The following is a 21,971-nucleotide window of genomic DNA, read 5'->3' as shown; positions in this document are numbered from 1 at the left end:
CTCACATCCTGAAAACGCCGTAGGACACCGGTTCCACCGGTGCGTTGGCAACCGCCGACAAGGCCAGCCCGAGAACAGTCCGGGTGTCAGCAGGGTCGATGACACCGTCGTCCCACAGCCGTGCCGTGGAGTAATACGGACTGCCCTGGTGCTCGTATTGGGCCCGGATCGGAGCCTTGAACTCCTCTTCCTCCGCTGGGCTCATCTCCCCGCGGACGGTGGCCAGTACCGAAGCCGCCTGTTCGCCGCCCATCACCGAGATCCGCGCATTCGGCCACATCCACAGGAAACGCGGCGAGTACGCCCGTCCACACATCGAATAGTTCCCCGCCCCATAGGATCCGCCGATCACCACCGTCAACTTGGGCACTCTGGCGCACGCCACCGCGGTGACCATCTTGGCTCCGTGCTTGGCGATACCGCCGGCCTCGTAGTCGCGGCCGACCATGAAGCCGGAGATGTTCTGCAGGAAGATCAGCGGGATAGTGCGTTTGTCGCAGAGTTCGATGAAATGCGCTCCCTTGAGCGCGGATTCGCCGAACAGTACGCCGTTGTTGGCGACGATCCCGACCGGGTGGCCGTGGATACGGGCGAACCCGGTGACCAGCGTGGTCCCGTATTCGGCCTTGAACTCGCTGAATTCGCCACCGTCGACGATCCGGGTGATGACCTCGCGGACGTCGTAGGGGACGCGGGAATCGGTGGACACGACGTCGTAGAGCTCACTCTGGTCGGCGATCGCGTCGACGGTCGGTTGGACGTCCCACGGGCGCGGCTCGCGCGGGCCCAGGGTGGCCACGATGTTGCGCACGATTCGCAGCGCGTCGCGATCGTCGTGGGCCAGGTGGTCGGTGACCCCGGAGACCTTGGCGTGCAGGTCACCGCCGCCGAGCTCTTCGGCGGTGACAACCTCACCGGTCGCCGCCTTCACCAGGGGTGGGCCTCCCAGGAAGATGGTGCCCTGGTTGCGCACGATCACCGCTTCATCGCTCATCGCGGGGACGTAGGCACCGCCTGCGGTGCACGACCCCAACACGGCGGCGATCTGCGGTATGCCGCGCGCACTCAACGTGGCCTGGTTGTAGAAGATCCGGCCGAAGTGATCACGATCGGGGAACACCTCGTCCTGCCGCGGCAGGAACGCCCCGCCGGAGTCGACGAGGTAGATGCACGGCAACCGGTTCTGCCCGGCGATCTCCTGGGCCCGGAGGTGTTTCTTGACGGTGATCGGGTAATAGGTACCGCCTTTGACGGTGGCGTCGTTGGCGACGATCATGCATTCGCGGCCCGATACCCGGCCGATCCCGACGATCATGCCCGCACCGGGGCATTCGTCGTCGTACATGCCGTCGGCCGCCAGCGGAGCCACCTCCAACAGCGGGCTGCCCGGATCCAGCAGCCCGTTGACACGCTCCCGCGGCAGCAGCTTGCCCCGGTCGACATGGCGCTGCCGGGACTTGGCCGGTCCGCCGAGCGCGGCAGCGGCCAGCTTTTCCCGCAGCACCGTTGTCAGCGCCAGGTGTTGATCGCGGTTGGACACCACAGTGGTCATACCCGCCTCATCAGATTTCGGTTAATGATGACTAACTGGTGATATGTTATTCATCATTAACCGAAATTGTCCAGAGCGGGGAGGAGATGCCATGTCCACCGAGGCCACCCGTCGCAGTCGACTCAAGTCCGACCGGCGCAGTCTGCTGCTGCGAGCCGCCGAGCTGCAGTTCGCCGAGCGCGGCTTCCTGGCGGTGCGACTGGACGACATCGGAGCGGCCGCCGATGTCAGCGGACCGGCGATCTACCGGCACTTCAGCGGCAAAGAGGCGCTGCTGACCGAATTGCTGGTGGGGATCAGCACCCGCCTACTCGAAGGTGGGCGTGCCGTAGTCGAGCACAGCGACGATGCCGAGGCGGCACTGTCGGGGCTCGTGGATTTCCACCTCGACTTCGCCCTCGGAGAGCCGGACCTGATCCGCATCCAGGACCGCGACCTCAACCAGTTGCCCACCGCTGCGCTGCGACAGGTTCGGCGCAGCCAACGTCAATATGTCGAGCTGTGGGTCAAGGTCCTGCGTGAGCTGCACCCGGGGCTGGACGAACCCGGGGCCCGCATCATGGCCCACGCCGTGTTCGGGCTGATCAACTCGACCCCGTACAGCACCAAACCGACCGGCTCCACACCGCACTCGCGGGCGGTGCTGCGGGCGATGGCCATGGCCGCGCTGCAATCAGCCGGCTGACGCCTATTCGGGTGCCTATTCGGGTTGAACACCCTGCGCAGCAAGTTCATTCACCTGCACATTCATTCCACGGTGCGCCCGGAGCCGGCTCCGGACACAGCACCGCACGGGCGCCAAACGACGCCCGTGCAGTGAGTTGGACCCGATTGCAGGTAGGGCTAATACCAGGCCTTGCGTCCGCCGACCGGGCGGCCGACCGAACCGAGAATCCAGAAGACCGCGCCGATCACCAAAAGGATGATGCCGATGGTCCACAGGATGTTGATGTGCAGCACAAAGCCCAAGATGAGCAGAATTGCTCCGAGGACGATCATTGTTGACTCCTAATTCCGGGATCTGATTCTTGGTCGCTGGGCGATCACGCGCTGGGTTGCGGCAAATTGCAGCTCTCCACCGTGGGATTGACACCTGCGTAATTCAACGGCCCCACCACCACAGTCAGTGCGATGGAACCCGCTGTCGCACAGTTTGTTTCAGTATTCTCGAAGTAGCCCCGCTGATACGCGGCAAACACTCCGACAAGGAGCCACACCAGAACAATCACGCCGAGCAGACCGCCGCGTCGCATCTGAGCCTCCGTTCGACTTCATCACTACCTGGCGGAGGAAGGTTTACCCGGGCGCAAAAATCCCAAACATTGCCCGCCGGCCGAGCATTCAGGTGGGCCCGCGGGCTCAGCGGGTGGCGGCGAAAGCAGTGTCGAGCCACTCGCACACGGCGTTCGCCAGGGCGGCCCGATTCTCCCGCTTGGCGATCTCGTGACCGTCGTCGTCGAACACCAGATACCGCACGGTGCGGCCACGCTCCCGCAGCGCCTGAGCCATCTGATCAGACTCACCGACGGGCACATTGGTGTCGTTGCCACCGTGGACGAGCAGCAACGGCGCGGTCAGCGCGTCCACCCTCAACAGCGGCGAGAGTTGATCCAGAAGATCCCGGTCACTGATCGGGTGGCCGTACTTGGGGTACGCGGCCGCAGCGATCCAGGCCTCGGTGTTGCGATAGAACGTGCTCAGGTCGCTCATGCCGCAGATGCTGACACCGGCGGCAAACAGCTCCGGGTGGAAAGTCAGTGCCGCCAGCGTCAAATAGCCGCCGTAAGACCAGCCGCCACAGGCGATGCGCGCCGAATCAGCGAAACCGTTGTCCACCAGGTGCCGCACACAGTCGGCCACATCGTCGATGGCGGCAAAGCGGCGCTCGCGGTCATCGGCATGCATGAAGGTGCGGCCGAACCCACCTGAACCCCGGACATTGGGCGTGATCACGGTGATACCAGCGTTGAGCAGCTGCGGAAACACCTCGCTGTAGCCGGGCCGCGACTGCCCCTCCGGCCCGCCGTGCAGGTAGATCAGCGCACCAAGGTCCGGCACCCCCGCCGGCGGGCTGTAACGCCACGCCGTGAACGACATCCCGTCCCGTGCGGTGATGGTGTCCAGCGTCGGGGCCGCGGCCAGCGGACCGGACATCGGCACCCGATCCACCGGCTCCCATTCGAGGGTCCTGGTGTCCACCAGTTCCACGGTCCGTGGCTGCCACGGGCTTTCCACCGTCATGGCGACCATGGAACCGCCGGCACTGATCGACAGCTCGCCGGCCACCATCCCCGGCAGCGGAATGGCCGGCGACAACGTGTAATCGGAATACTGCAGGATCTGTAATTCACTGCACCCGTTGATGTTCCAGAGAAGGGCCACCGTGGACAGATCGTCGCTGACCACAAACTCGTCGAGCCCGAAGCCGGGCTTCTCCGCGACGACGTGGTAGGAGACCCCCTCCTCGGTGACGGTCACCTCGAGCAATCGCGCGTGGTCGGTGCCGTTGTCGGAGCGGATCAATGCCCGCACGAATCCCTCGGCACTCTCGACCGGATAGTTCGTGGCCGGCTGGTAGAGCGTCATCGCCTCACCGTCCGGCCCGGAACGCAGCCGGCGTGGCCCCTGGTCGTCGAGAATCACCCCGGCTTCCGTCGTCGCACCCGGATCGTAAGGCAGCAAAGATATTTCAGTCTGCCCGCGCAGCATCAGCAGTTCCCGGTAACCACGCGGCCCAACCCGGATCAGCGATGCACCGGCCCACGAGTCCACCAGCCGGCCCGCCGACCGGCGATCCAGTACAAGGCGATTGCCGGTAGCGGGATCGATGAGGCACGACTGGCCGACGCCGTCCTGCCCGGTGAGGATCGCGGCCACCTGGGTGCCGTCCCAGCCGATCAACTCGGCGGTGGCGTCCTCGGCATCCGGCTCCAGTCCGTCGATCCGGCGGGCGTCGCGATCATCGGGGTCGGTCGTCACCACCCAGATCTGGGTGCGGGACGCACCGTCGGGGGCTACCTCACAGGCCAGCCAGTGGCCGTCGGCGGAATGGATGACACGGGTCACCGGGCCGTCGACCGGAAGTTCGACATCACGGGAAGAACTGGCACGCCAGCCCCGGAGGAACCGCTGGACGGCACGCGGATAACCACCGTCGTCGACGATGTGCGCAAACGCTGTCGCATCCGGCGACAGCGACGCGCCGTAGATCGCGCGCACTTGCGGTGCCACCGGAGATCCTCCTGCCACTTCGTTTCTGCTCGCCAACACGGCAACAACAAGCCGGCCCGCCCGTCACCGTAACGGTTGGTACCCAGCCGGGTTGCCCGGGATACATGCGGCCGCGGGTAACCTGCAGGCATGAGGTGGGCATGAGCGATCCACGCCGACCCAACGGGTCTGATCCAAATCGTCAAGGCTGGTCCCAGCCGACGGAACCGGTGGGCAACTGGAATTCGCCCTATACCGACCCTGCGTACGCAGGTCAGTACAACTATCCCGGTTACGCCCCCCAGAATCCGACCCAGCAGCTGCCGCCGTACTGGACACAGACCCAGCAGCCGTCCCAGCAGCCTCCCGGCGGGAAGCCGCCGAAGCCGCCACGGTCGCCGCGCTGGTTGTGGCTCGCCGCAGGTGCGGCTGTGGTGCTCGTGCTGGGAATGGTGATCGCGCTGGTGATCACCGACGGGACATCCAAGCGGGACACCGTGGTGGCGCCACTGCCGCCGATGGCAGAACCCACGGCCACCACCGCGCCGACCACCACCCGGACACCGGCGTCGACCCAGCCGAGAACCACCACCCCGTCGACGCCACCAACCCCGTCGATACCGATTCTGCCGCCGACGAACACCGTTCCCGGTGTCAGCGAGGCTGTCGTCTACACCGTCAACGGCGAAGGCCGCGCGATCAGCATCACCTACGTCGATGCCGGCGGGGTCCTGCAGATGGAGTTCAACGTGGTGCTGCCGTGGTCCAAGGTGGTCAGCCTGAGTTCACCGGCATCCAGCGCGGCCAGCGTGACGGTGCTCAATGTCGGCCGCGAGGTGACGTGCACGGTGTCGGTCGACGGCATGCAGGTCCAGGAACGCACCGGAACCGGCCTGACCATCTGCGCGTCACGCTGACGGGGCTCCCGCACGCTCGAGCCGGTGGTGCGGGGCCTTGACGAACAGCACCGCCAGCAGCCCGAGAACCAACACGGTGATCAGCCCGCCCATGCCGGCCCGGTCGGTGCCGAAGAGGTCGACGAACATGAAGAACAGCCACGGGGCCAGGAAGGACACCGCCCGTCCGGTCATGGTGTAGAGCCCGAAGGCGACTCCTTCGCGGCCGTCGATCGACAACCGCACCAGCATCGTGCGTGCCGAGGCCTGGGTGGGCCCGATGAACAGGGTCAGCAGCAGCCCGCACACCCAGAACGCCGTCGCACCCGAGAGCGTCAGCAGTGTCAGACCGGTGATCACCATCGCCACCAATGAAGTCACGATCACCGGCTTGGAGCCCACCCGGTCATCGACGTGACCGCCGACCACCGCGCCGATCGCCGCCACCACGCAGGCGGCCACCCCGAAGATCAGCACATCGGCCTGTGACAGCCCGTAGACCGTGACACCCAGGACCGCACCGAAGGCGAACACTCCGGTGAGCCCGTCCCGGAACACCGCGCTGGCCAGCAGGTAGTAGACCAGGTTGCGATCGCGCCGCCATTCCGCCGAGATGTCGGTCCACACCTTGCGGTAGGCGCCCAGCAGCCCGACCGGCTGGGCCGGGGGCTCCACCGCTACGGGCCAGCGGTGGGCGCTCAGCAGCAGCGGAAGCGCGAACATCGCGAACCACGCCGCGGTGAGCAGCATCGCCATCCGGACGTTCTGCCCGTCGGCCACCGGGATACCGAGCAGCCCCCGGGTGGGGCCGTCACCGGCGATGAAGCCGGCGTAGATGGCCAGCAGCAACAGCACACTGCCCAGATAGCCTGCGCCGGCGCCGAATCCGGAGATCTTGCCCGAATTCTGCGGCATCGCCAACTGCCGCAGCATCGCGTTGTACGGCACCGTGGCCAGGTCGGTGCAGGCACCGGCGACGGCCAACAGTGCCAGCCCGGCGAACAGATATCCCGGGTCGTCGCGGATCAGGCTCATCGAGGCGGTCACGGCGACCGAGAGCCCGGTGAAGACCGCCAACACTTCGCGCCGCAGCCGGGGCGCCTGGACCCAGGCGCCGGTCACCGGCGCCAGCACGGCAACCGTGATGCCCGCGATCGTCATGGCACGGCCCAGCCAGCTGGTCGGAGACGCCCCGCCGGGCATGCCCTCCCCGACCGCCCCGGTGAGATACACCGAGAAGACAAACGTGACGACGATCGCGTTCAGACCGGTCGCACCGCAGTCCCACAGCGCCCACGAAGCGACCCGGGAACGGGCCGTCGTCGACACATCTGTCGATGGACCGTTCACAGGTCTGCTCATTCCGGGCACTCTAGCGACCGGGCGCGCCGACGCAGGCCCGCGCGTTGATTAGCATGGCCCTCGTGCCCGTACCCCAGCCACATCCAGACGCGCGTGCCGTTGTCACCGGAGCTTCCCAGAACATCGGCGAAGCCCTGGCAGAAGAACTCGCCGCGCGCGGGCACCATCTGATCGTGACCGCCCGGCGGGCCGAGGTGCTGACCGCGCTGGCGGAGCGACTGACCGCGCGATACGGCGTCACCGTGGAGGTACGCCCGGTCGATCTCGCCGATCCGCAGGCCCGCGGCGAGTTCTGCGATGAGCTCGCCGAACGCCGGATCTCCATCTTGTGTGCCAACGCCGGCACCGCGACCTTCGGACCGGTCGCCAAGCTCGAGGCCGCCGCCGAGAAGGCGCAGGTTCAGTTGAATGTGCTTGGCGTGCATGATCTTGTGCTGGCCGTACTGCCCGGAATGGTGTCGCGGCGCGAGGGCGGCATCCTGATTTCCGGTTCGGCCGCGGGTAACTCGCCGATCCCGAACAATGCGACCTACGCCGCCACCAAGGCCTTTGCCAACACCTTCAGCGAGTCGCTGCGCGGTGAGCTGAAGAAGGACGGGGTGCACGTCACGGTGCTGGCACCCGGCCCGGTGCGGGAGACACTGCCCGCCGAGACCGAGCAATCCTTGGTGGAGAAGCTGATTCCGGACTTCCTGTGGATCTCGACCGAGTACACCGCCAAGATCTCGCTGGACGGCCTGGAGCAGAACAAGATGCGGGTGGTTCCCGGCGTGACGTCGAAAGCGATGTCAGTGGCCAGTGGCTACGCCCCCCGCGCCATCGTCACCCCGATCGTCGGCGCGGTCTACAAGAAGCTCGGCGGCGGCTAGCCATCTCTGCCGAGCGCGCGGGTCTGTACGCAACACGCCGAGCATTTCTGTACAAATGCGTGCGCTCGCACAGACCAGGCTCGGACTCCGGCTACCGCGCCTCGTAGAGGATGCCCCGGCCGATCGCTTCCCGCACCACCGGCAGCGCGGCGTCAGCCAACGCTGCAGCATCCACCCCGTGATGAGCTGCCAACAGCTCGAGCAACGCACCCAGAGGCACCTCGCCGCGGCATCCGGCAAGCAGCGCCCGCGACACCTCGTCGACACCGAGAACCGCGGCCGGGCCTCCGGGTCGCCGCACTGCCGCGCCCACCAGCTGCCAGCCGTCGACGCCGGGCAGCGACTGCTCTTCCAGGAACACCGGCGCTGTGGACAACCGCGCCCCCAGCAACTGGTTGTCGGTGGTGTCGTGCAGATACTCCCGACGAGCGAAGAAGGCCGCCACCTCCGGGCCGGTCAGCATCTCGTCGGCACCCGTGATCTCCTCGAGGACGCGGTCCGGTGCGCGCCGCTCACCCAGGCGCGGTGCCCGCAGCGTGATCAGACCCATCCCGATACCGGCGATGTCTTCGGCCCCGAACCAGTCCAGCCACTGCCCGCCGCGGCGCGCCGCCTCCTCCGGCAACTCCCCCGCATCCGCGGTCCACAGCGACACATAGCTGATCGGGTCGGCAAACTCGCGTTGCACCACCCAGGCGTGCAGACCTGTGTCTGCCAGCCAACCGGCCACCCGGTCCCGCCAGTCATCCCCTTCTCGGACAATCCAATTGGCCATGATCTGCGCGGAGCCGCCCGGCTCGAGATGATCACCCACCTGGCTGATCAGTGTGGCGCACAACAAATCTCCGGCCATACCGGAATCGCGGTACTGGAAGTCGAGCGCCCCGGAGCCCACCACAAACGGCGGGTTCGACACGATCAGGTCAAACCGCTCGCCGGCAACCGGCTCGAACAGGCTGCCACACCGCAGATCCCACGACATCCCGTTGAGCCGGGCCGTCGTCGCGGCCAGCGCCAGGGCACGCTGGTTGGTGTCGGTGGCGACGATTTCATCGCAGTGCCCGTCGAGGTGCAGTGCCTGGATGCCGCAGCCGGTCCCCAGATCCAACGCGCGCCGCACCGGATCGCGCACCACCGCCTGGGCCAGCGATACCGAGGCGCCACCGATACCGAGAACATGGTCGTGGCGCACCGGACCCGAGCGCAACGCCCCGTCCTGGTCGGAAACCACCAGAAAGTCGCGGGCCCCGTCGCTGTGCGGACGAAGATCCAGCGCGGCCCGCACAGTTCCCTGCGGTGTCGTCTCGACGACTCCGCTGTCGATCAGCGCGCCGAGACCCACGGTGGGCATGGCCAGTTCGACGTGCTCCACGGGTTCGTCGTTGCCGAGCAGGAAGAGCCGGACCAACACCGCCAGCCGCTGCTGGTCCGATCCGGCACGCTCGGTGGCACGCAAGGCCGGCCACCACAGTCCCCGGCCGAACGCAGCGGCGGCAGGCCCGAGGAGGTCTTCCACGCCAGCGGTGGTGTAGCCCGCCGATCGCAGATCCTCACCCAGGGCCTCGACGCGATCATCCGAATTCAGTGGCGCAGTCATGATCTCCATCGTTGCAGCACGGCTCAGCGCCGGCGACGACGGCCGGTGCCGAAGATCGACCGGGTGATCTCGCGCCCGATCACGGTGCCCGCCGAGCGCATCGCACTCTTGAATGCCGGGCTGTCCATCACCTTCTCGAGCATCCCGGGCTCACCCACACCGACGGGAGCCGGCATCGGCGGCACATAGACATCGGTCGGCACCGGCGGCAGGTCAGGCATCGGGGCCAACTCTGGTTCCGGCGGCGGTGCCAGCCGTGCGGCCAGCCTTTCATACGCCGAGTCCCGGTCGATGGTCTGCCCGTATTCCTGTTGCAGCGGACTGGCTTTGGCCGCGGCGGTGATCGCTTCGGCGCCGATGGTGTCCATCAGCGAACGCGGGGCACGCATGCGTGTCCAGGCCACCGGGGTGGGTGCGCCGTGTTCGGAGAGGACGGTGACGATGGCTTCGCCGGTGCCCAGCGAGGTCAGGGCCGACTCGAGGTTGTACACCGTGCTCTTTGGATAGGTCCGCACCGTTTTCTTCAACGCCTTCTCGTCGTCCGGGGTGAACGCACGCAGAGCGTGCTGGATCCGGGCGCCCAGCTGCGAGAGCACTTCGTTGGGAATGTCGGTGGGCAGCTGCGTGGAGAAGTACACACCGACGCCCTTCGAGCGGATCAGCTTGACCGTCTGTTCCACCTGCGCCAGAAAGGCTTTGGAGGCGTCAGTGAACAGCAGATGCGCCTCGTCGAAGACGAACACCAGTTTCGGCTTGTCGATGTCGCCGACTTCCGGCAGGGAGGTGAACAGGTCGGCGAGCACCCACATCAGGAAGGTCGAGAACATCACCGGCCGCGCGGCCTGGCTGCCCAGCTCCAGCAGGGTGATCACACCCCGGCCCGACGGGTCGACCCGCATCAGGTCCCCGGGTTGCAGCTCCGGTTCACCGAAGAACGTGTCGGCGCCTTCGGCTTCGAGATTCACCAGCGCACGCAGGATGACCCCGGCGGTGGTCTTCGACACCGCACCGAGGGCTTTGAGCTCGTCTTTGCCGTCATCGCCGGTGAGAAACGCGATCACCGACCGCAGATCTTTGAGATCCAGCAGCGGCAGCCCCTTCTGATCCGCCCAGTGGAAGATCAGACCGAGCGTGGACTCTTGGGTCTGGTTCAGGCCCAGCACTTTCGACAGCAAGACCGGCCCGAAGCTGGTGATCGTCGCACGCACCGGCACCCCGATACCCGAGGTACCCAGCGACAGGAACTCCACCGGGAAACCGGTCGGCGCCCAGTCGTCACCGGTGTCGACGGCCCGCTGGGTCACTTTGTCACCGGGCTGCCCGGGCATCGACAACCCGGACAGATCGCCCTTGACGTCGGCCATCACCACCGGGACACCCGCGGCGGAAAGCTGCTCGGCGATCACCTGCAGCGACTTGGTCTTGCCAGTTCCCGTCGCCCCGGATACCAGGCCGTGCCGGTTCATCGTCGCCAACGGAATCCGCACCTGCGCGTCCGGGGTGACCTCCCCGTCGACGACAACCGTGCCGAGGGTCAGCGCCGCGCCGGCAACGGCGTAACCCGAGGCGATCTCGGCAGCGGAATCGGAGCCCATGAGTCGTCCTCTCGCCGGAGTCTGCAGCGGTGGCAGCTCTAGACCTTACGGGGTGTGGGCGCGCCGCCGTCGGCGCCTGGGCTTAATGTGAGGCCTGTGCGGGACGAATTGGTATGGATCGACTGTGAGATGACGGGGCTGGATCTGGGTTCGGATCGGCTCATCGAAATCGCGGCGCTGGTGACAGATGCCGACCTCAATGTTCTCGGAGAGGGTGTCGACGTCGTCATCCACGCCGACGAGGCCGCCCTGTCCGGGATGATCGATGTGGTCAAGCAGATGCACAGCCGCTCCGGCCTCACCAACGAGGTGCGAGCCTCCACCGTGGATCTGGCCACCGCGGAGGCGACGGTGCTCGACTATGTGCGCACCCACGTGAAGTCCGGCAAGACCGCCCCGCTGTGCGGCAACTCGATCGCCACCGACCGCGGCTTCCTGGCCCGGGACATGCCGCTGCTCGACGACTACCTGCACTACCGCATGATCGATGTCAGCTCGATCAAGGAATTGTGCCGCCGCTGGTTCCCCAAGATCTACTACGGCCAGCCGGAGAAGGGCTTGGCGCACCGCGCGCTCGCCGATATCCACGAGTCGATCCGCGAACTGAAGTATTACCGCGACACCGCGTTCGTCGCTCCTCCCGGGCCCACTACCAGCGAAATCGCGGCCGTTGCCGCCGTCCTCGGCCCGCCGGGAACAGCGCCGGAGAAAACCGATTCGGCGCCAGGCGGTTCTTCCGGTTAAGATCGACCACGCTGCGCATCCGGGAGACCGGTGAGCAGCAATGGTGGCTGTAGTTCAGTTGGTAGAGCACCAGGTTGTGATCCTGGCTGTCGCGGGTTCGAGTCCCGTCAGCCACCCGATGTGCGGAAACGCCGTCTACTCCGGTAGGCGGCGTTTCTGTTTTCGGAGCCCGAGCTTGGGCACAATGGCACGGTGGCCGTGGCTTCCTCCGAAAAGACCCGCAACGTCTTGTCCTGGGGATGCTGGGCAACAGCGTGGGCCAGCGGGCTGACTGCGGGCTGGCTCCTGCCCGACGGCGAATGGGCGCCCTGGCTACTGGTCGCCGCGGCGCTTCTGGCGTTGGCCGGGGTGTTCCTGCATCCGGTCCTCTCACTACGGGCGGCGCTGCTGCCGTTTGCCGCCCTCGCAGCGGCTTTCGGCCTGGGAGCGGTCAGCGTGGCCACCATGGCCGCCTCAGCAGCCGCTGCGGTCGCAATAGAGCTGCAGCACGGCCGGCTGCGTGGTCGCGCCGAACTACGCCGCCGGGTGGGCACCGATGGAACGGCCACCACCGGCACCGTCGTCTGGGCGTGGCGCTATTACGTCGGCGCGATCCCGATGACCCGGGTGGCGGTCCAGTACGTCGACGACAACGGCAATCAGCAGCGGGCGAAAACCACCGCAGACGGCGTGGTGCCGAAAGGAGCACAAGTGCGGCTGCGCTATCTACCGGAGCACCCGACGACGATCGCGGTGGTCCGGTCCTGACTCAGGCGCTGGCGTTGCCCTCGTGCCACTGGTCCCACGGGACGTTCCAATCGCCGAGCCCGTCGGTACCCGGCAGGACACTGCCGACGGTGTTGATCACCTCGACGATATCGCCACGCTTGGTGTTGTTGAAGAACCACTGCGCGTTGCTGGTGCTGACGTTCAAACAGCCGTGGCTGACGTTCGAATAGCCTTGGCTGCCAACCGACCAGGGCGCGCCATGCACATAGATACCGCTGTAGGACATCTGCGTGGCGTACTGCACCTCGGTGCGATAGCCGTTGGGTGAGTTCACCGGAACTCCGTATGTGGAGGAGTCCATCACCAGGTCCGCGTAGTGGTCGCCGACGATGTACACCCCATTGTTGGTCGGAGTACTGTTCTTGCCCATCGAGATCGGCATGGTCTTGACGATCTCACCGTTGACCCGGATGGTCAGGGTCTTGGTGGCGTCGTCGGCAGTGGCGATCACGGCATCACCGATGGTGAACTTCGTGCTGGCGTTGTCCTGACCGAAAAGCCCATCCCCCAGATCCACACCATAGGTGTTCACCTGCACGTCGACCGTCGTTCCCGGCTTCCAGTAATGCTCGGGCCGCCAACGTACTTCACGGTTGTTGAGCCAGTAGAAGGCGCCTTCGACAGGCGGCGTGGTGGTGATCTTGATGGCCCGCTCGGCTGCCACCCGGTTGGGGATGTTTTCGTCGAATCGAATGGCGACCGGTTGCCCGATGCCGACGGTGGAACCGTCTGCCGGCATCAGGTACGGCATCGTCAGGTTCTCCGGCGAATGCGTCTCGAAGACCATCTGCTGGCTGGCTTCTCCGCCCAGGCCCAGCGAGGTCGCGTTGAGGGTGTAGCTCTCGTTGTAGTCGAGCGGCTCCGTCGTCGACCAACTGAGTCCGTCACTACTCAGCTCTCCAGGCGTCGGAGTGCCGTCTTCATTGACCATCGACACCGACCCGAGGACACCGTCTTCGACGGAGACCGTGACGGGCTGATCCACCGAGACACCCACCGCACCGTCCGTCACCGTCGCGGTGAGTTTGGGGACCAGCAGGTCACCGAACGGCGTGCCCTTGTTCTCGATGGTTTGTGCCGCCGGTGCGGCGCTCTCGGTTGCGCAGGCGCTCAGGGTGAGCACCACGGTGGGAATCAAGAGCAATGCCGCAAACCATGGCCGGAAGCCTTGCGGACGGGCCACGGAACGGACCTGCCACATACCTGTTACACCTCACAACTGGGTCAATCACACATGCAGGCACGCCTGCGTCGTTAGCAAAGAGTCTAGGGGCTCCTACCGACAGTGCGCGACCTCGGCGCGGGAGCCGTCCAACGTGTGGATTTCCGCCAACGGCGTCTGGCCTGTTACTCTCTCCCACGCAAGTTCACGCGCCGTTAGCTCAGTTGGTAGAGCAGCTGACTCTTAATCAGCGGGTCCGGGGTTCGAAACCCTGACGGCGCACAGCTCAGGGCAGGCTCCGAGCTCCAGGTTCACCTACGGGTCAACCCAGAGAGCTTGGAACCTGCCCTGTTTCGTTTCCGAGCCCCGGCCGTACCGCAATGAACCGCACGTCACGCCGGGCGGTCCCGCACCGATCGATGAGTCCCTGCCGGTTCAGTCAGGACGTTCCAAGGGTGGGCTGAGCTGCCTCCAGCCAACGAGCGGGAGAAAGATCGTGTCGACTATCTCGTCGATGGTGTCGTCGGACAGCGGTTGCAGTGTGACCAGAAGTTCGTAGCGGAACAGGTCCACCGGCAGTCGGGCGATGCGGTTGGTGACCAGTTCCGGATCGATTTCACCGCGGTCGATGGCCCGTTGGATCGCCTGCTCCAGGCTGGCGTCCCGGCCCCCACGGATGAACGCGCCCAGATCGGCGAAGTTTGTACCCGTCTGGCGGAAGAAGCCGCCGAGTTGAGTGAACAACTGCGCCGCCAACTCGTGCCTGACCTTGTTGGCTTGTTGCAACAGGCCGATGACGTCCCCGCGCAGGCTCCCGGTGTCGGGGGTGACCACTACATGCTTCCCGGCCTCGTGAGCCAGTGCGGCGAACACCAGTTCTTGCTTGTTGGGCCAGCGCCGGTACAGCACCGCACGGCTGGTCGCAGCCCGCGCGGCAACCGCGTCGATGGTCAGCTCGTCATAACCATGCTCGGTCAACTCCGCCCAGGCGGCATCCAGTAGTGCCGCCTCTAGAGCAGGACCGCGGCGTCGGTGCGGCCCGTCTTTCACATTAAGAGACATTGCGTTCCTTAATAGGAGAGTCTACGTTAGATACGAAACGTATCTTAACCGAGAATGGGAGCACACCGTCATGAAGATCCTCGTTTCCGGCGCCGGCATCGCCGGCCTCAGCACCGCCGTCAACCTGGGCGCCACCGGACATGACGTCACACTCATCGAGCGCGCAAACCACCTCCGCGTCAACGGATCGCCCATCGACATCCGCGGCGACTCCATCGCCGTCACCGCCAAGATGGGAGTGCGCGAACAGATCTTGGCGCACCAGATCGATATGACGGAACGCGCGCAGTTCGTCGACAGCACCGGCACGGTGGTGGCGCAGATACCTCTTGAGCACATGAACGACTCCGCCGATGACATCGAAATCCCGCGCGAAGACCTTGCCACCATCCTGCACAACAAACTCAGTTCGACAACACAGCTGCGATTCAATGAATCGATCGCCGAACTCAGCGATGACCCGGACGGGGTCGACGTGCGCTTTTCCTCCGGCTCCGAAGAGCGGTACGACCTGGTGGTGGGCGCCGACGGCATGCACTCGGGCACTCGCCGACTCATCTTCGGACCAGAGCAGCAGTTCCTGCGCCATCTCGGCTTCTACGTTGCCCTCGCCGAGCTACCCGGCCATATGCCAGAGGGGCGCACCAACCCGCTGTACAACTTCCCCGGCCACCTGATCGGTCTTGCGACCTACAACTCAACAGCGCTGGCAGTGTTCATGTTTCGATCCCCCTGGATCGAGTACGACTACCACGACCTCGCAGCGCAGAAACAGATCCTCATCGAAACCTACGGCAACCACGACGAGTGGAGAGTTCCAGAACTACTCGATGCGGCGCGCCAAGACCCCGAACTCTATTTCGACTCCGTCAGCCAGATCCATCTACCCGCCTGGCACCAAGGCCACGTCGTACTGGTCGGCGATGCCGCGCACTGTGCGGCCAACCTGTCTGGCCGCGGCACCAGCCTGGCCCTCACCGGCGCCTGGTTACTCACCGAGGCCCTCCAACAGCACCCCGATGATCCGCAACAGGCGCTGGCGCAATACGAGCGTGAACAACGGCCCCACGCGACCCGCGGCCAGGCAACTGCCATACCCGGCGGTGACCTCATAGTCCCCGCCACCCAAGAACAGATCGACGCCCGCAACCGCGACCTCAGCCTGTCCCGCACCTAGGAATGAGACAGCTGACCTTCACTCGACCAGGACACGAGTGCGCTTGGTACAGCGACAGACAGCAGCAGCAACAACAGAGCCGGGCACATCCCGGATTGCGGCGGCACCTGAGTGTTCTCAGCCCGTGTATGCCGCTTCGATATGCGCCTGGCTGCCTTCGCGATAGAACACGTAGCCGGCGTGATGGAGTACGTCGCCGTCGAAGGTACCGCCCGCGGTGAATCCAGTGTCGTCGACGTAGTCGATCTGGTCCCCCACCACGGAGTACGAGCCCGTATACGCACTCGGCCGGTTCCCCCGCGCTTCGTCATAGCGACCATCGGCGAGCAGTTCCTGCCGAATGTGCCCGTCGGCGGTGACCCACATCCCCACATACGGGTGCGAAGTACTCACAGCGCGTTCCTCCGAGACTGCCCGAGTGTCAAGGTTTTCCGGCACCACCCGCTCGGACGACGAGCAGGCACCGAGGCCCACAACGAGCACCGCAGCGAGGCACATGCCGACCCTGCGTCGGGCATTCGGATTCTGGTCGGTGGCACTGCGCATCTACTGTCCCTTCGGTGCGGCTCCCTTCATCCTGCACTCATCGCGACACGTGTGGCTGGGCGCAACGCACCCACCCAGGGCAGTCCCACCTTTCAATCCTCGTATTCTGAACGGATCTCGGCGCGCCCAGCTCACCGGCGCGGCCCTTCCTAGGTGCGGTCATGGAGAGTGATCTGGTAGCCGTCGGGGTCGGCGAAGGTAAAGGTCCGACCGAAGGGGCCGTCGATCGGCGCGGAGACGATGGTGCGACCGTCGGCGACGAGAGCGTCGTGAATGTCCTGAACATCGGTGGCGTGGAGCCAGATCGCGGCACCGATGCCGGGCTGCGAAGTGGATTCCAGATCGGTGCCCGCAACGATGTCGCGGAGCGCAAACGCGATCGGCTTCGTCTCGAAGACCACGGCGTGCGGCGGGCCGGCTTGCGAGCGAACAAGGCCGAGGTACTGCCCATAGAACGCTTGCGAGACATCGCGATCGCGTACCTGGAGCGAAATGAAGTCGGGGCCGGTGGCGGGCATGATGATTCTCCTCAACTGTGAAGTGTCAGGTTACTGACATAGGCCAAGGTATGTCAGAATGCTGACATGAGTCAAGGCGGCGGCGTCGACCTGGAAACCTCTATGGGGTACCTGCTGAAAGAAACGTCGAGCGCATTGCGGGCAGCCATGGAAGAGGTACTGCGACCGCTCGGGATGAACGTGACGCACTACGCCTGCCTCGAGTTGCTGGCTCAACGACCCGGCCTGTCGAACTCCGAGCTCGCACGGGGCGCGTTCGTGACACGGCAGACGATGAACGTGCTGCTGCAGTCCCTGGAGCAGGACGACTATGTCACCAGACCTGCGGCGGCACCCGTCGGGCGGGCTCTACCCACGCGCCTCACTTCCCGCGGCCGACAAAGCCTCGAGAAGGCGTCTGCGGCGGTCCGGGGCGTCGAGGCGAGAATGCTGGCCGGCTTGTCCAACAGCGAGCAGGCAAGCGCGTTCCGGATCCTGCAGAAGATGACCCAGTCCCTGCGCGATGACAACAGCGCGACAACCTGATCTCTCATCACCGGTGGTCCCAGGCCGCCCAGATCGGGTAGCCCTTCCCTGTCGCGTCGAGCTGTGGACGAGGCCCCGGCACCTCGCAGCCTCCCGGTCAGGACCCTGCGGGCTCCCCGGGCGCACCGGAATGTCCAGAACTCCCGCCGCTGCCACCCTGACCGCCCGCCCCGCCGGCACCGCCCTTGCCATTCACCGCGTTGTCAGCTTCTCCGAATCCGCCATTACCGCCGTCACCACCGGCGACTCCGGCGACGGTGCTGTCGCCGCCATTACCGAAGACCAATCCGGCTCGGCCGCCATACACCTCCGAACGCACCCGCCCGGCCGTTGCCGAACAACAGGCCGGCATTCACACCGCGGCAGTCCACCGTGCAGGTCGGGTCGATCTCGAGTACGTCCAGTCCGTCGCCGATCAACCAGCCGCCTGGACCGAACGTCGGCGGAAGGACCGGTCCTGGGATGACAGCAGAACCGGTATACGCGATGCCACTGGAAGTCCGACTTCCCTCATGTCGGAGGTACCAGAGTTGGTCACCGACCGAGTTCCGAAGACTCGTTTCGTCGGAAACCAGCCGGAGGTCGATCGGCGGTGGGACGCTCTCGCTCATGGTCGCGATTGCTGCGGCAGTCCAGCCTGCCACCGCAATACCGGCGATGCCCGCGGCGACAGCCGACCCAGACAACAACAGCTGACCGGGATTTGTCGCCGACCATGCTTTTGCCATGACTGAATGCCCCCCGACATTTCCATTGCCCGGCCCCGTCAAGCCACCCTATGGGCGACCCCACCAGCAAAGCGAGCTCAATTCAAGTCCGACCTTTGAGCAGGTCAAATAGGGCTTTGTCGTTACAACTGCCGTTGGTTTCCAACAAGTAGTTACCCGAGGGGCGCGGCGCCATTCTTGCGGTCGGCGTTGCCGAACTCGATCCCGGCTTCCCCTACTACCGCAGGCTCAACGCGGTCTCCGCGGGCGCCGCGCTGCGACGGCCACCCCAGCCCGCACCTGACCGACAATTGCTGAGAGCCCAGGGCCGCGGTCGCATGGACGGGCCGGACCATCGTGACGAGTCGCAATGCGGCGCGGCCCCGAGGGATCGAGCTACATCGAACTATTTGCCCTAGTCCGGAGCCAGTCCCCCTAGTCCATCCATACCGACGTGCACGTCAATATATGCTGCGCGCCATCAGCCGATGGCACTGACGAAGACCTACCACCGTTACCAGATGCCCTGAGAACGCCGCAGATTTTCACAAAAGCGCAGCTTCAAATGCCGAACTCTGGAAGCGACTGTTACCATCGGGTTAGCTACAACCGCGCGATCAGTCGCATGAATTACCAAAAGAGGTGTTCGCCGATGTGGGGTTTGGTACCACCCAACCGGATTTGCGCACCCGGTCTCACAGTCGACAACGATGTAACTCCGCTATCGCCGTCGACGCAGGTGATGGTGCGCAACTGCAGCCGCCTGGGCATGCAGGCCACCCCGCCGAAACCGATGTTCAGCTTCGGCTGGTTCCGGCGCCGCTGACGGCGAACCGGGTCAGCGGCGCGCGCGCCGGATGATCAACACCACCGCCACCAGGCCGACACCGGCCAGCGACGCCATCACGGCCGGTTTGGTGGCAAACGCCAGCACCCGCGCCTTCGCATCCTCGGCGAGCCGGGTCGGGTTCGCGCGCACAGTGAGGGCGTCGACGGTGCTGGCCAGCCGATCACGGGCCTCGTCGATGTCCTTCCGGATCTCCTCTGGATCGCGGTCTGGCACGGTTCCTCGCTTCCTCCGGCCGGCTGAACGGCGCACCGCCGGCACTGGCTCCCCGCCTTCGGGGATCTCGTCGCGGGGGTCATCACCCCGTCGCACTACCCTAGTTCAGCCGGGCACTTCACGTTCTATTGACACCACAGGAGGAACTCCAGGTGACCGAAACAACCCGACTGCAGGTGGGCGACCAAGCTCCCGCTTTCAGCCTGCCCGACGCCGACGGCAACACCGTCAATCTGGCGGACTTCAAGGGTCGCAAGGTGATCGTGTACTTCTACCCAGCCGCATCGACCCCGGGCTGCACCAAACAAGCCTGCGACTTCCGTGACAGCCTCGCTCCACTGAACGACGCCGGACTCGCGGTCGTGGGGATCTCCCCGGACAAGCCGGAGAAGCTGGCGAAGTTCCGCGACACCGAGGAGCTGACGTTCCCGCTGCTGTCAGACCCCAGCAAGGAAGTGCTGACGGCCTGGGGCGCGTTCGGGGAGAAAAAGCTGTACGGCAAGATCGTCCAGGGCGTGATCCGCTCGACGTTTGTGGTCGACGAGCAGGGCAAGATCGAGGTCGCCCAGTACAACGTCAAGGCCACTGGCCACGTCGCCAAACTGCGCCGGGATCTGTCGATCTAGCGATACGGGGCGAGGCACGAGCCCAGCTGAGGAGGCGGGCAATCAGGCCAGCGCCGCGCGACGATACGGGGCGAGGCACGAGCCCAGCTGAGGAGGCGGGCAATCAGGCCAGCGCCGCCAGCAGCAGCGCCTCGGAGGTCGCCGCCCGCTCCAGCACTCCCAGGTGCAGGCTCTCGTTGATGCTGTGCGCCTGGGTGTTCGGGTCCTCGACGCCGGTGACCAGGATGGTGGCCGCCGGGAAAGCGGCGGCGAACTCCGCGATGAACGGGATCGACCCGCCGACACCGGTGTCGACGGCGTCGGTCCCCCACGCTTGTCGGAAGGCGGCCCGGGCGGCGTCGTACACCGGGCCACTGGCATCGATCGCGTACGGCTGACCGAGATCACCCTCGGTCACCGTCACCTTGGCGCCCCACGGCGCGTGGGCTTCGAGGTGCCGCCGCAACGCAGCCAGGTGAGCCGCCGCGTCGCCGCCCGGAGCCACCCGCATGCTCACCTTGGCCCGGGCCCGCGGGATCAAGGTATTCGATGACGAGGCAACGGAAGTGGTGTCGATCCCGATCACCGTGATCGCCGGTTTCGCCCAGAGTCGTTGCGGCACCGACCCCGAACCGATCTCCTGTACTCCGTCGAGCAGGCCGGTATCAGCGCGCACCCGTTCGGCGGTGTAGTCGACCTCGCTGGCCGTTCCTTCATGTAAGCCGGCCACCGCGACGTTGCCGTCGTCATCGTGCAAGCTGGCCAGCAGCCGCACCAGCGCCGAGATCGCGTCGGGCACCACACCCCCCCACATGCCGGAATGCAGACCGTGGTCCAACGTCTCGACTTCGACGACGCAGTCGGCCAGGCCACGAAGCGACACGGTCAGCGACGGGATCTCGGTGCTCCAGTTGTCGGAGTCGGCGATGACGATGACGTCGGCGGCCAGCAGGTCCTTGTGCACCTCGAGCAGCTGGCTCAACGACGGTGACCCGGACTCCTCTTCACCTTCGACGAACACGGTGACTCCGACAGGCGGCTTCCCGTCGAAAGCCCGCATGGCGGCCAGATGCGTGGCAATTCCGGCTTTGTCGTCGGCGGTGCCGCGGCCGTAGAGTCGGCCGTTGCGCTCAGTCGGTTCGAATGGCGGCGAATCCCATTGCGCTGGATCACCTTCCGGCTGCACATCGTGGTGGGCGTACAGCAGGACGGTCGGCGCGCCCGCCGGTGCCGGATAGCGGGCTATCACCGCGGGTGCGCCGCCTTCGCTGACAATGCGGACGTCGTCGAACCCAACCCCGGTGAACAGGTCGGCCACGGCCCGCGCGCTGCGCTGCACCTCGTCGCGGCGGCTCGGGTCAGCCCACACCGACTCGATGCGCACCAGATCCTCGAGATCCTTGCGGACCGATGGCAGGACTTCCTGGACGCGTGCGGCGAGATCAGTCATGCCACGAGGTTAGACCCCGGCGAGCAGGGGGCCGCCCCGGCTCGCGAGCAGACAGAAACTCGGGTGATCGGAGACCGAATCACCCGGGTTTGCGTCTGCTCGGCCACAACTGCGGCGTACAAAGGCGCGCGCTGGTGCTTGCGCGCTGGCGCTAGGAGGTCTCCAGGATGGCGACGGCCGCAGCGGTGTCGCCTTCATGGGTCAGCGACACGTGGATGGTCACGTCCGCCAGGTGCTCGGCGATCGAGCCGGTGAGCCGGACCTTGGGGCGGCCCCACATGTCGGTCACCACCTCGATATCGCGGTGGATCGCCTCCGGTAGCACCGGCCGCTGCGCGAACCGCGATCCCGACCAGGCCTTGATCACGGCCTCCTTGGCCGCCCAGCGTGCCGCCAGGTGCCGCGCCGCCACCGAACTCTTGTCGGCGGCGTCGCGGCGCTCCCCTGGTGTGAATGTCTCGGCGAACGCTGTCCCGGGCTGATCGACCTGCTCTGCGAAATCGGGGATGGACACCACATCGATTCCGACTCCGACTATCGCCACGCAGAGCACCCTAACGGAT

The 21,971-nt window shown here is 65.8% G+C and carries 23 protein-coding genes and 2 tRNA genes; 10 read left to right on the top strand and 15 right to left on the bottom strand.

Annotated features, from left to right (window positions below; genetic code table 11):
- Position 1 precedes the first annotated feature (1 nt).
- Positions 2 to 1,552, bottom strand: a complete 1,551-nt coding sequence (locus tag WBB07_RS07130; protein ID WP_526306121.1) for a carboxyl transferase domain-containing protein — start codon at positions 1,550 to 1,552, stop codon at positions 2 to 4.
- 91 nt (positions 1,553 to 1,643) lie between these two features.
- Here WBB07_RS07130 and WBB07_RS07125 point away from each other — a divergent pair, with 91 nt between their 5' ends.
- The gene (locus WBB07_RS07125) at positions 1,644 to 2,237 is read left to right on the top strand and encodes an SACE_7040 family transcriptional regulator (protein WP_526306119.1); all 594 of its coding nucleotides are present in this window, start codon (positions 1,644 to 1,646) and stop codon (positions 2,235 to 2,237) included.
- A gap of 158 nt (positions 2,238 to 2,395) precedes the next feature.
- On the opposite strand, the gene WBB07_RS07120 is transcribed toward WBB07_RS07125, so the two are convergent.
- The 3 genes from WBB07_RS07120 to WBB07_RS07110 form a co-directional block, all read right to left on the bottom strand.
- Positions 2,396 to 2,551, bottom strand: coding sequence for a DUF6131 family protein (locus WBB07_RS07120; protein WP_526306117.1), 156 nt, complete (start codon positions 2,549 to 2,551; stop codon positions 2,396 to 2,398).
- 44 nt (positions 2,552 to 2,595) lie between these two features.
- On the bottom strand, positions 2,596 to 2,805 hold the full coding sequence (locus WBB07_RS07115; RefSeq protein ID WP_526306115.1) for a hypothetical protein: 210 nt from the start codon (positions 2,803 to 2,805) through the stop codon (positions 2,596 to 2,598).
- A gap of 106 nt (positions 2,806 to 2,911) precedes the next feature.
- Positions 2,912 to 4,783 (bottom strand): alpha/beta hydrolase family protein, encoded by a 1,872-nt coding sequence (locus WBB07_RS07110; protein ID WP_526306113.1) that lies wholly within the window; start codon positions 4,781 to 4,783, stop codon positions 2,912 to 2,914.
- Between the two features lie 140 nt (positions 4,784 to 4,923).
- Here WBB07_RS07110 and WBB07_RS07105 point away from each other — a divergent pair, with 140 nt between their 5' ends.
- Positions 4,924 to 5,679: an MmpS family transport accessory protein gene (locus WBB07_RS07105; RefSeq protein WP_526306111.1), complete on the top strand. Its 756-nt coding sequence runs from the start codon at positions 4,924 to 4,926 to the stop codon at positions 5,677 to 5,679.
- Here WBB07_RS07105 and WBB07_RS07100 read toward each other — a convergent pair.
- Positions 5,671 to 7,020, bottom strand: a complete 1,350-nt coding sequence (locus WBB07_RS07100; protein WP_526306109.1) for an MFS transporter — start codon at positions 7,018 to 7,020, stop codon at positions 5,671 to 5,673. The genes WBB07_RS07105 and WBB07_RS07100 overlap by 9 nt on opposite strands.
- Positions 7,021 to 7,082: 62 nt before the next feature.
- Here WBB07_RS07100 and cmrA point away from each other — a divergent pair, with 62 nt between their 5' ends.
- A complete protein-coding gene (gene cmrA / locus WBB07_RS07095; protein ID WP_526306107.1) occupies positions 7,083 to 7,889 on the top strand; it encodes a mycolate reductase in 807 nt (268 codons plus the stop codon).
- A 91-nt stretch (positions 7,890 to 7,980) separates the two neighbouring features.
- Here the strand turns inward: cmrA and WBB07_RS07090 are convergent, their stop codons facing one another.
- Both WBB07_RS07090 and WBB07_RS07085 read right to left on the bottom strand, forming a co-directional pair.
- Positions 7,981 to 9,486: a DUF7782 domain-containing protein gene (locus tag WBB07_RS07090; RefSeq protein ID WP_526306105.1), complete on the bottom strand. Its 1,506-nt coding sequence runs from the start codon at positions 9,484 to 9,486 to the stop codon at positions 7,981 to 7,983.
- Between the two features lie 23 nt (positions 9,487 to 9,509).
- Positions 9,510 to 11,081 (bottom strand): helicase HerA-like domain-containing protein, encoded by a 1,572-nt coding sequence (locus tag WBB07_RS07085; protein WP_526306103.1) that lies wholly within the window; start codon positions 11,079 to 11,081, stop codon positions 9,510 to 9,512.
- Positions 11,082 to 11,177: 96 nt separating this feature from the next.
- Here WBB07_RS07085 and orn point away from each other — a divergent pair, with 96 nt between their 5' ends.
- The 3 genes from orn to WBB07_RS07070 all read left to right on the top strand — a co-directional run bounded on the left by orn (position 11,178) and on the right by WBB07_RS07070 (position 12,572).
- On the top strand, positions 11,178 to 11,825 hold the full coding sequence (gene orn / locus WBB07_RS07080) for an oligoribonuclease (RefSeq protein ID WP_526306101.1): 648 nt from the start codon (positions 11,178 to 11,180) through the stop codon (positions 11,823 to 11,825).
- Positions 11,826 to 11,868: 43 nt separating this feature from the next.
- Positions 11,869 to 11,941 (top strand) — tRNA-His (locus tag WBB07_RS07075).
- A 76-nt stretch (positions 11,942 to 12,017) separates the two neighbouring features.
- The gene (locus tag WBB07_RS07070; RefSeq protein ID WP_526306099.1) at positions 12,018 to 12,572 is read left to right on the top strand and encodes a hypothetical protein; all 555 of its coding nucleotides are present in this window, start codon (positions 12,018 to 12,020) and stop codon (positions 12,570 to 12,572) included.
- Between the two features lies 1 nt (position 12,573).
- Here the strand turns inward: WBB07_RS07070 and WBB07_RS07065 are convergent, their stop codons facing one another.
- Complete coding sequence (locus WBB07_RS07065; protein ID WP_526306097.1) at positions 12,574 to 13,794, bottom strand: Ig-like domain-containing protein; 1,221 nt, start codon at positions 13,792 to 13,794, stop codon at positions 12,574 to 12,576.
- Between the two features lie 170 nt (positions 13,795 to 13,964).
- On the opposite strand from WBB07_RS07065, the gene WBB07_RS07060 reads away from it, so the two are divergent.
- Positions 13,965 to 14,037: transfer RNA gene (locus WBB07_RS07060), tRNA-Lys, on the top strand.
- 153 nt (positions 14,038 to 14,190) lie between these two features.
- Here the strand turns inward: WBB07_RS07060 and WBB07_RS07055 are convergent.
- Positions 14,191 to 14,817 carry a TetR/AcrR family transcriptional regulator gene (locus WBB07_RS07055; RefSeq protein ID WP_526306095.1) on the bottom strand — a complete coding sequence of 209 codons (627 nt, stop codon included), beginning with the start codon at positions 14,815 to 14,817 and terminating at the stop codon, positions 14,191 to 14,193.
- A gap of 70 nt (positions 14,818 to 14,887) precedes the next feature.
- On the opposite strand from WBB07_RS07055, the gene WBB07_RS07050 reads away from it, so the two are divergent.
- Positions 14,888 to 15,994, top strand: coding sequence for an FAD-dependent oxidoreductase (locus WBB07_RS07050; protein WP_526306093.1), 1,107 nt, complete (start codon positions 14,888 to 14,890; stop codon positions 15,992 to 15,994).
- A gap of 117 nt (positions 15,995 to 16,111) precedes the next feature.
- Here WBB07_RS07050 and WBB07_RS07045 read toward each other — a convergent pair whose 3' ends face one another.
- Complete coding sequence (locus WBB07_RS07045; protein WP_526306091.1) at positions 16,112 to 16,387, bottom strand: Atu4866 domain-containing protein; 276 nt, start codon at positions 16,385 to 16,387, stop codon at positions 16,112 to 16,114.
- Positions 16,388 to 16,689: 302 nt separating this feature from the next.
- A complete protein-coding gene (locus WBB07_RS07040; RefSeq protein ID WP_526306090.1) occupies positions 16,690 to 17,058 on the bottom strand; it encodes a VOC family protein in 369 nt (122 codons plus the stop codon).
- Between the two features lie 66 nt (positions 17,059 to 17,124).
- Between WBB07_RS07040 and WBB07_RS07035 the strand changes: the two genes are divergently transcribed.
- Positions 17,125 to 17,583, top strand: a complete 459-nt coding sequence (locus WBB07_RS07035; RefSeq protein WP_526306088.1) for a MarR family winged helix-turn-helix transcriptional regulator — start codon at positions 17,125 to 17,127, stop codon at positions 17,581 to 17,583.
- Positions 17,584 to 17,855: 272 nt separating this feature from the next.
- Here the strand turns inward: WBB07_RS07035 and WBB07_RS07030 are convergent, their stop codons facing one another.
- On the bottom strand, positions 17,856 to 18,311 hold the full coding sequence (locus tag WBB07_RS07030; protein WP_526306086.1) for a hypothetical protein: 456 nt from the start codon (positions 18,309 to 18,311) through the stop codon (positions 17,856 to 17,858).
- Positions 18,312 to 19,128: 817 nt separating this feature from the next.
- Entirely contained in the window at positions 19,129 to 19,353 is a 225-nt protein-coding gene (locus WBB07_RS07025) for a DUF3618 domain-containing protein (RefSeq protein WP_526306084.1), read from the bottom strand.
- Between the two features lie 152 nt (positions 19,354 to 19,505).
- Here WBB07_RS07025 and bcp point away from each other — a divergent pair, with 152 nt between their 5' ends.
- Positions 19,506 to 19,979 carry a thioredoxin-dependent thiol peroxidase gene (gene bcp / locus WBB07_RS07020; RefSeq protein ID WP_526306082.1) on the top strand — a complete coding sequence of 158 codons (474 nt, stop codon included), beginning with the start codon at positions 19,506 to 19,508 and terminating at the stop codon, positions 19,977 to 19,979.
- A gap of 103 nt (positions 19,980 to 20,082) precedes the next feature.
- Here bcp and WBB07_RS07015 read toward each other — a convergent pair whose 3' ends face one another.
- Positions 20,083 to 21,408, bottom strand: a complete 1,326-nt coding sequence (locus WBB07_RS07015) for a dipeptidase (protein ID WP_526306080.1) — start codon at positions 21,406 to 21,408, stop codon at positions 20,083 to 20,085.
- A gap of 151 nt (positions 21,409 to 21,559) precedes the next feature.
- Positions 21,560 to 21,952, bottom strand: coding sequence for a holo-ACP synthase AcpS (acpS, locus tag WBB07_RS07010; protein ID WP_526306078.1), 393 nt, complete (start codon positions 21,950 to 21,952; stop codon positions 21,560 to 21,562).
- Between the last annotated feature and the right edge of the window lie 19 nt (positions 21,953 to 21,971).

Source organism: Mycobacterium sp. (assembly GCF_049647605.1).
In the GTDB taxonomy this organism is placed as follows: Bacteria; Actinomycetota; Actinomycetes; order Mycobacteriales; family Mycobacteriaceae; genus Mycobacterium.
This window is presented reverse-complemented; position numbering and strand designations above follow the sequence as displayed.

What these genes read in the sequence shown, in the direction of transcription:
- WBB07_RS07130 (WP_526306121.1), bottom strand. Translation starts at nt 1,552, where the DNA reads ATGACCACTGTGGTGTCCAACCGCGATCAACACCTGGCGCTGACAACG.
- WBB07_RS07105 (WP_526306111.1), top strand. Translation starts at nt 4,924, where the DNA reads ATGAGCGATCCACGCCGACCCAACGGGTCTGATCCAAATCGTCAAGGC.
- WBB07_RS07125 (WP_526306119.1), top strand. Translation starts at nt 1,644, where the DNA reads ATGTCCACCGAGGCCACCCGTCGCAGTCGACTCAAGTCCGACCGGCGC.
- WBB07_RS07100 (WP_526306109.1), bottom strand. Translation starts at nt 7,020, where the DNA reads ATGAGCAGACCTGTGAACGGTCCATCGACAGATGTGTCGACGACGGCC.
- WBB07_RS07055 (WP_526306095.1), bottom strand. Translation starts at nt 14,817, where the DNA reads ATGTCTCTTAATGTGAAAGACGGGCCGCACCGACGCCGCGGTCCTGCT.
- WBB07_RS07085 (WP_526306103.1), bottom strand. Translation starts at nt 11,081, where the DNA reads ATGGGCTCCGATTCCGCTGCCGAGATCGCCTCGGGTTACGCCGTTGCC.
- WBB07_RS07120 (WP_526306117.1), bottom strand. Translation starts at nt 2,551, where the DNA reads ATGATCGTCCTCGGAGCAATTCTGCTCATCTTGGGCTTTGTGCTGCAC.
- WBB07_RS07065 (WP_526306097.1), bottom strand. Translation starts at nt 13,794, where the DNA reads ATGTGGCAGGTCCGTTCCGTGGCCCGTCCGCAAGGCTTCCGGCCATGG.
- WBB07_RS07030 (WP_526306086.1), bottom strand. Translation starts at nt 18,311, where the DNA reads ATGGCAAAAGCATGGTCGGCGACAAATCCCGGTCAGCTGTTGTTGTCT.
- WBB07_RS07050 (WP_526306093.1), top strand. Translation starts at nt 14,888, where the DNA reads ATGAAGATCCTCGTTTCCGGCGCCGGCATCGCCGGCCTCAGCACCGCC.
- WBB07_RS07015 (WP_526306080.1), bottom strand. Translation starts at nt 21,408, where the DNA reads ATGACTGATCTCGCCGCACGCGTCCAGGAAGTCCTGCCATCGGTCCGC.
- WBB07_RS07115 (WP_526306115.1), bottom strand. Translation starts at nt 2,805, where the DNA reads ATGCGACGCGGCGGTCTGCTCGGCGTGATTGTTCTGGTGTGGCTCCTT.
- WBB07_RS07040 (WP_526306090.1), bottom strand. Translation starts at nt 17,058, where the DNA reads ATGCCCGCCACCGGCCCCGACTTCATTTCGCTCCAGGTACGCGATCGC.
- WBB07_RS07035 (WP_526306088.1), top strand. Translation starts at nt 17,125, where the DNA reads ATGAGTCAAGGCGGCGGCGTCGACCTGGAAACCTCTATGGGGTACCTG.
- WBB07_RS07090 (WP_526306105.1), bottom strand. Translation starts at nt 9,486, where the DNA reads ATGACTGCGCCACTGAATTCGGATGATCGCGTCGAGGCCCTGGGTGAG.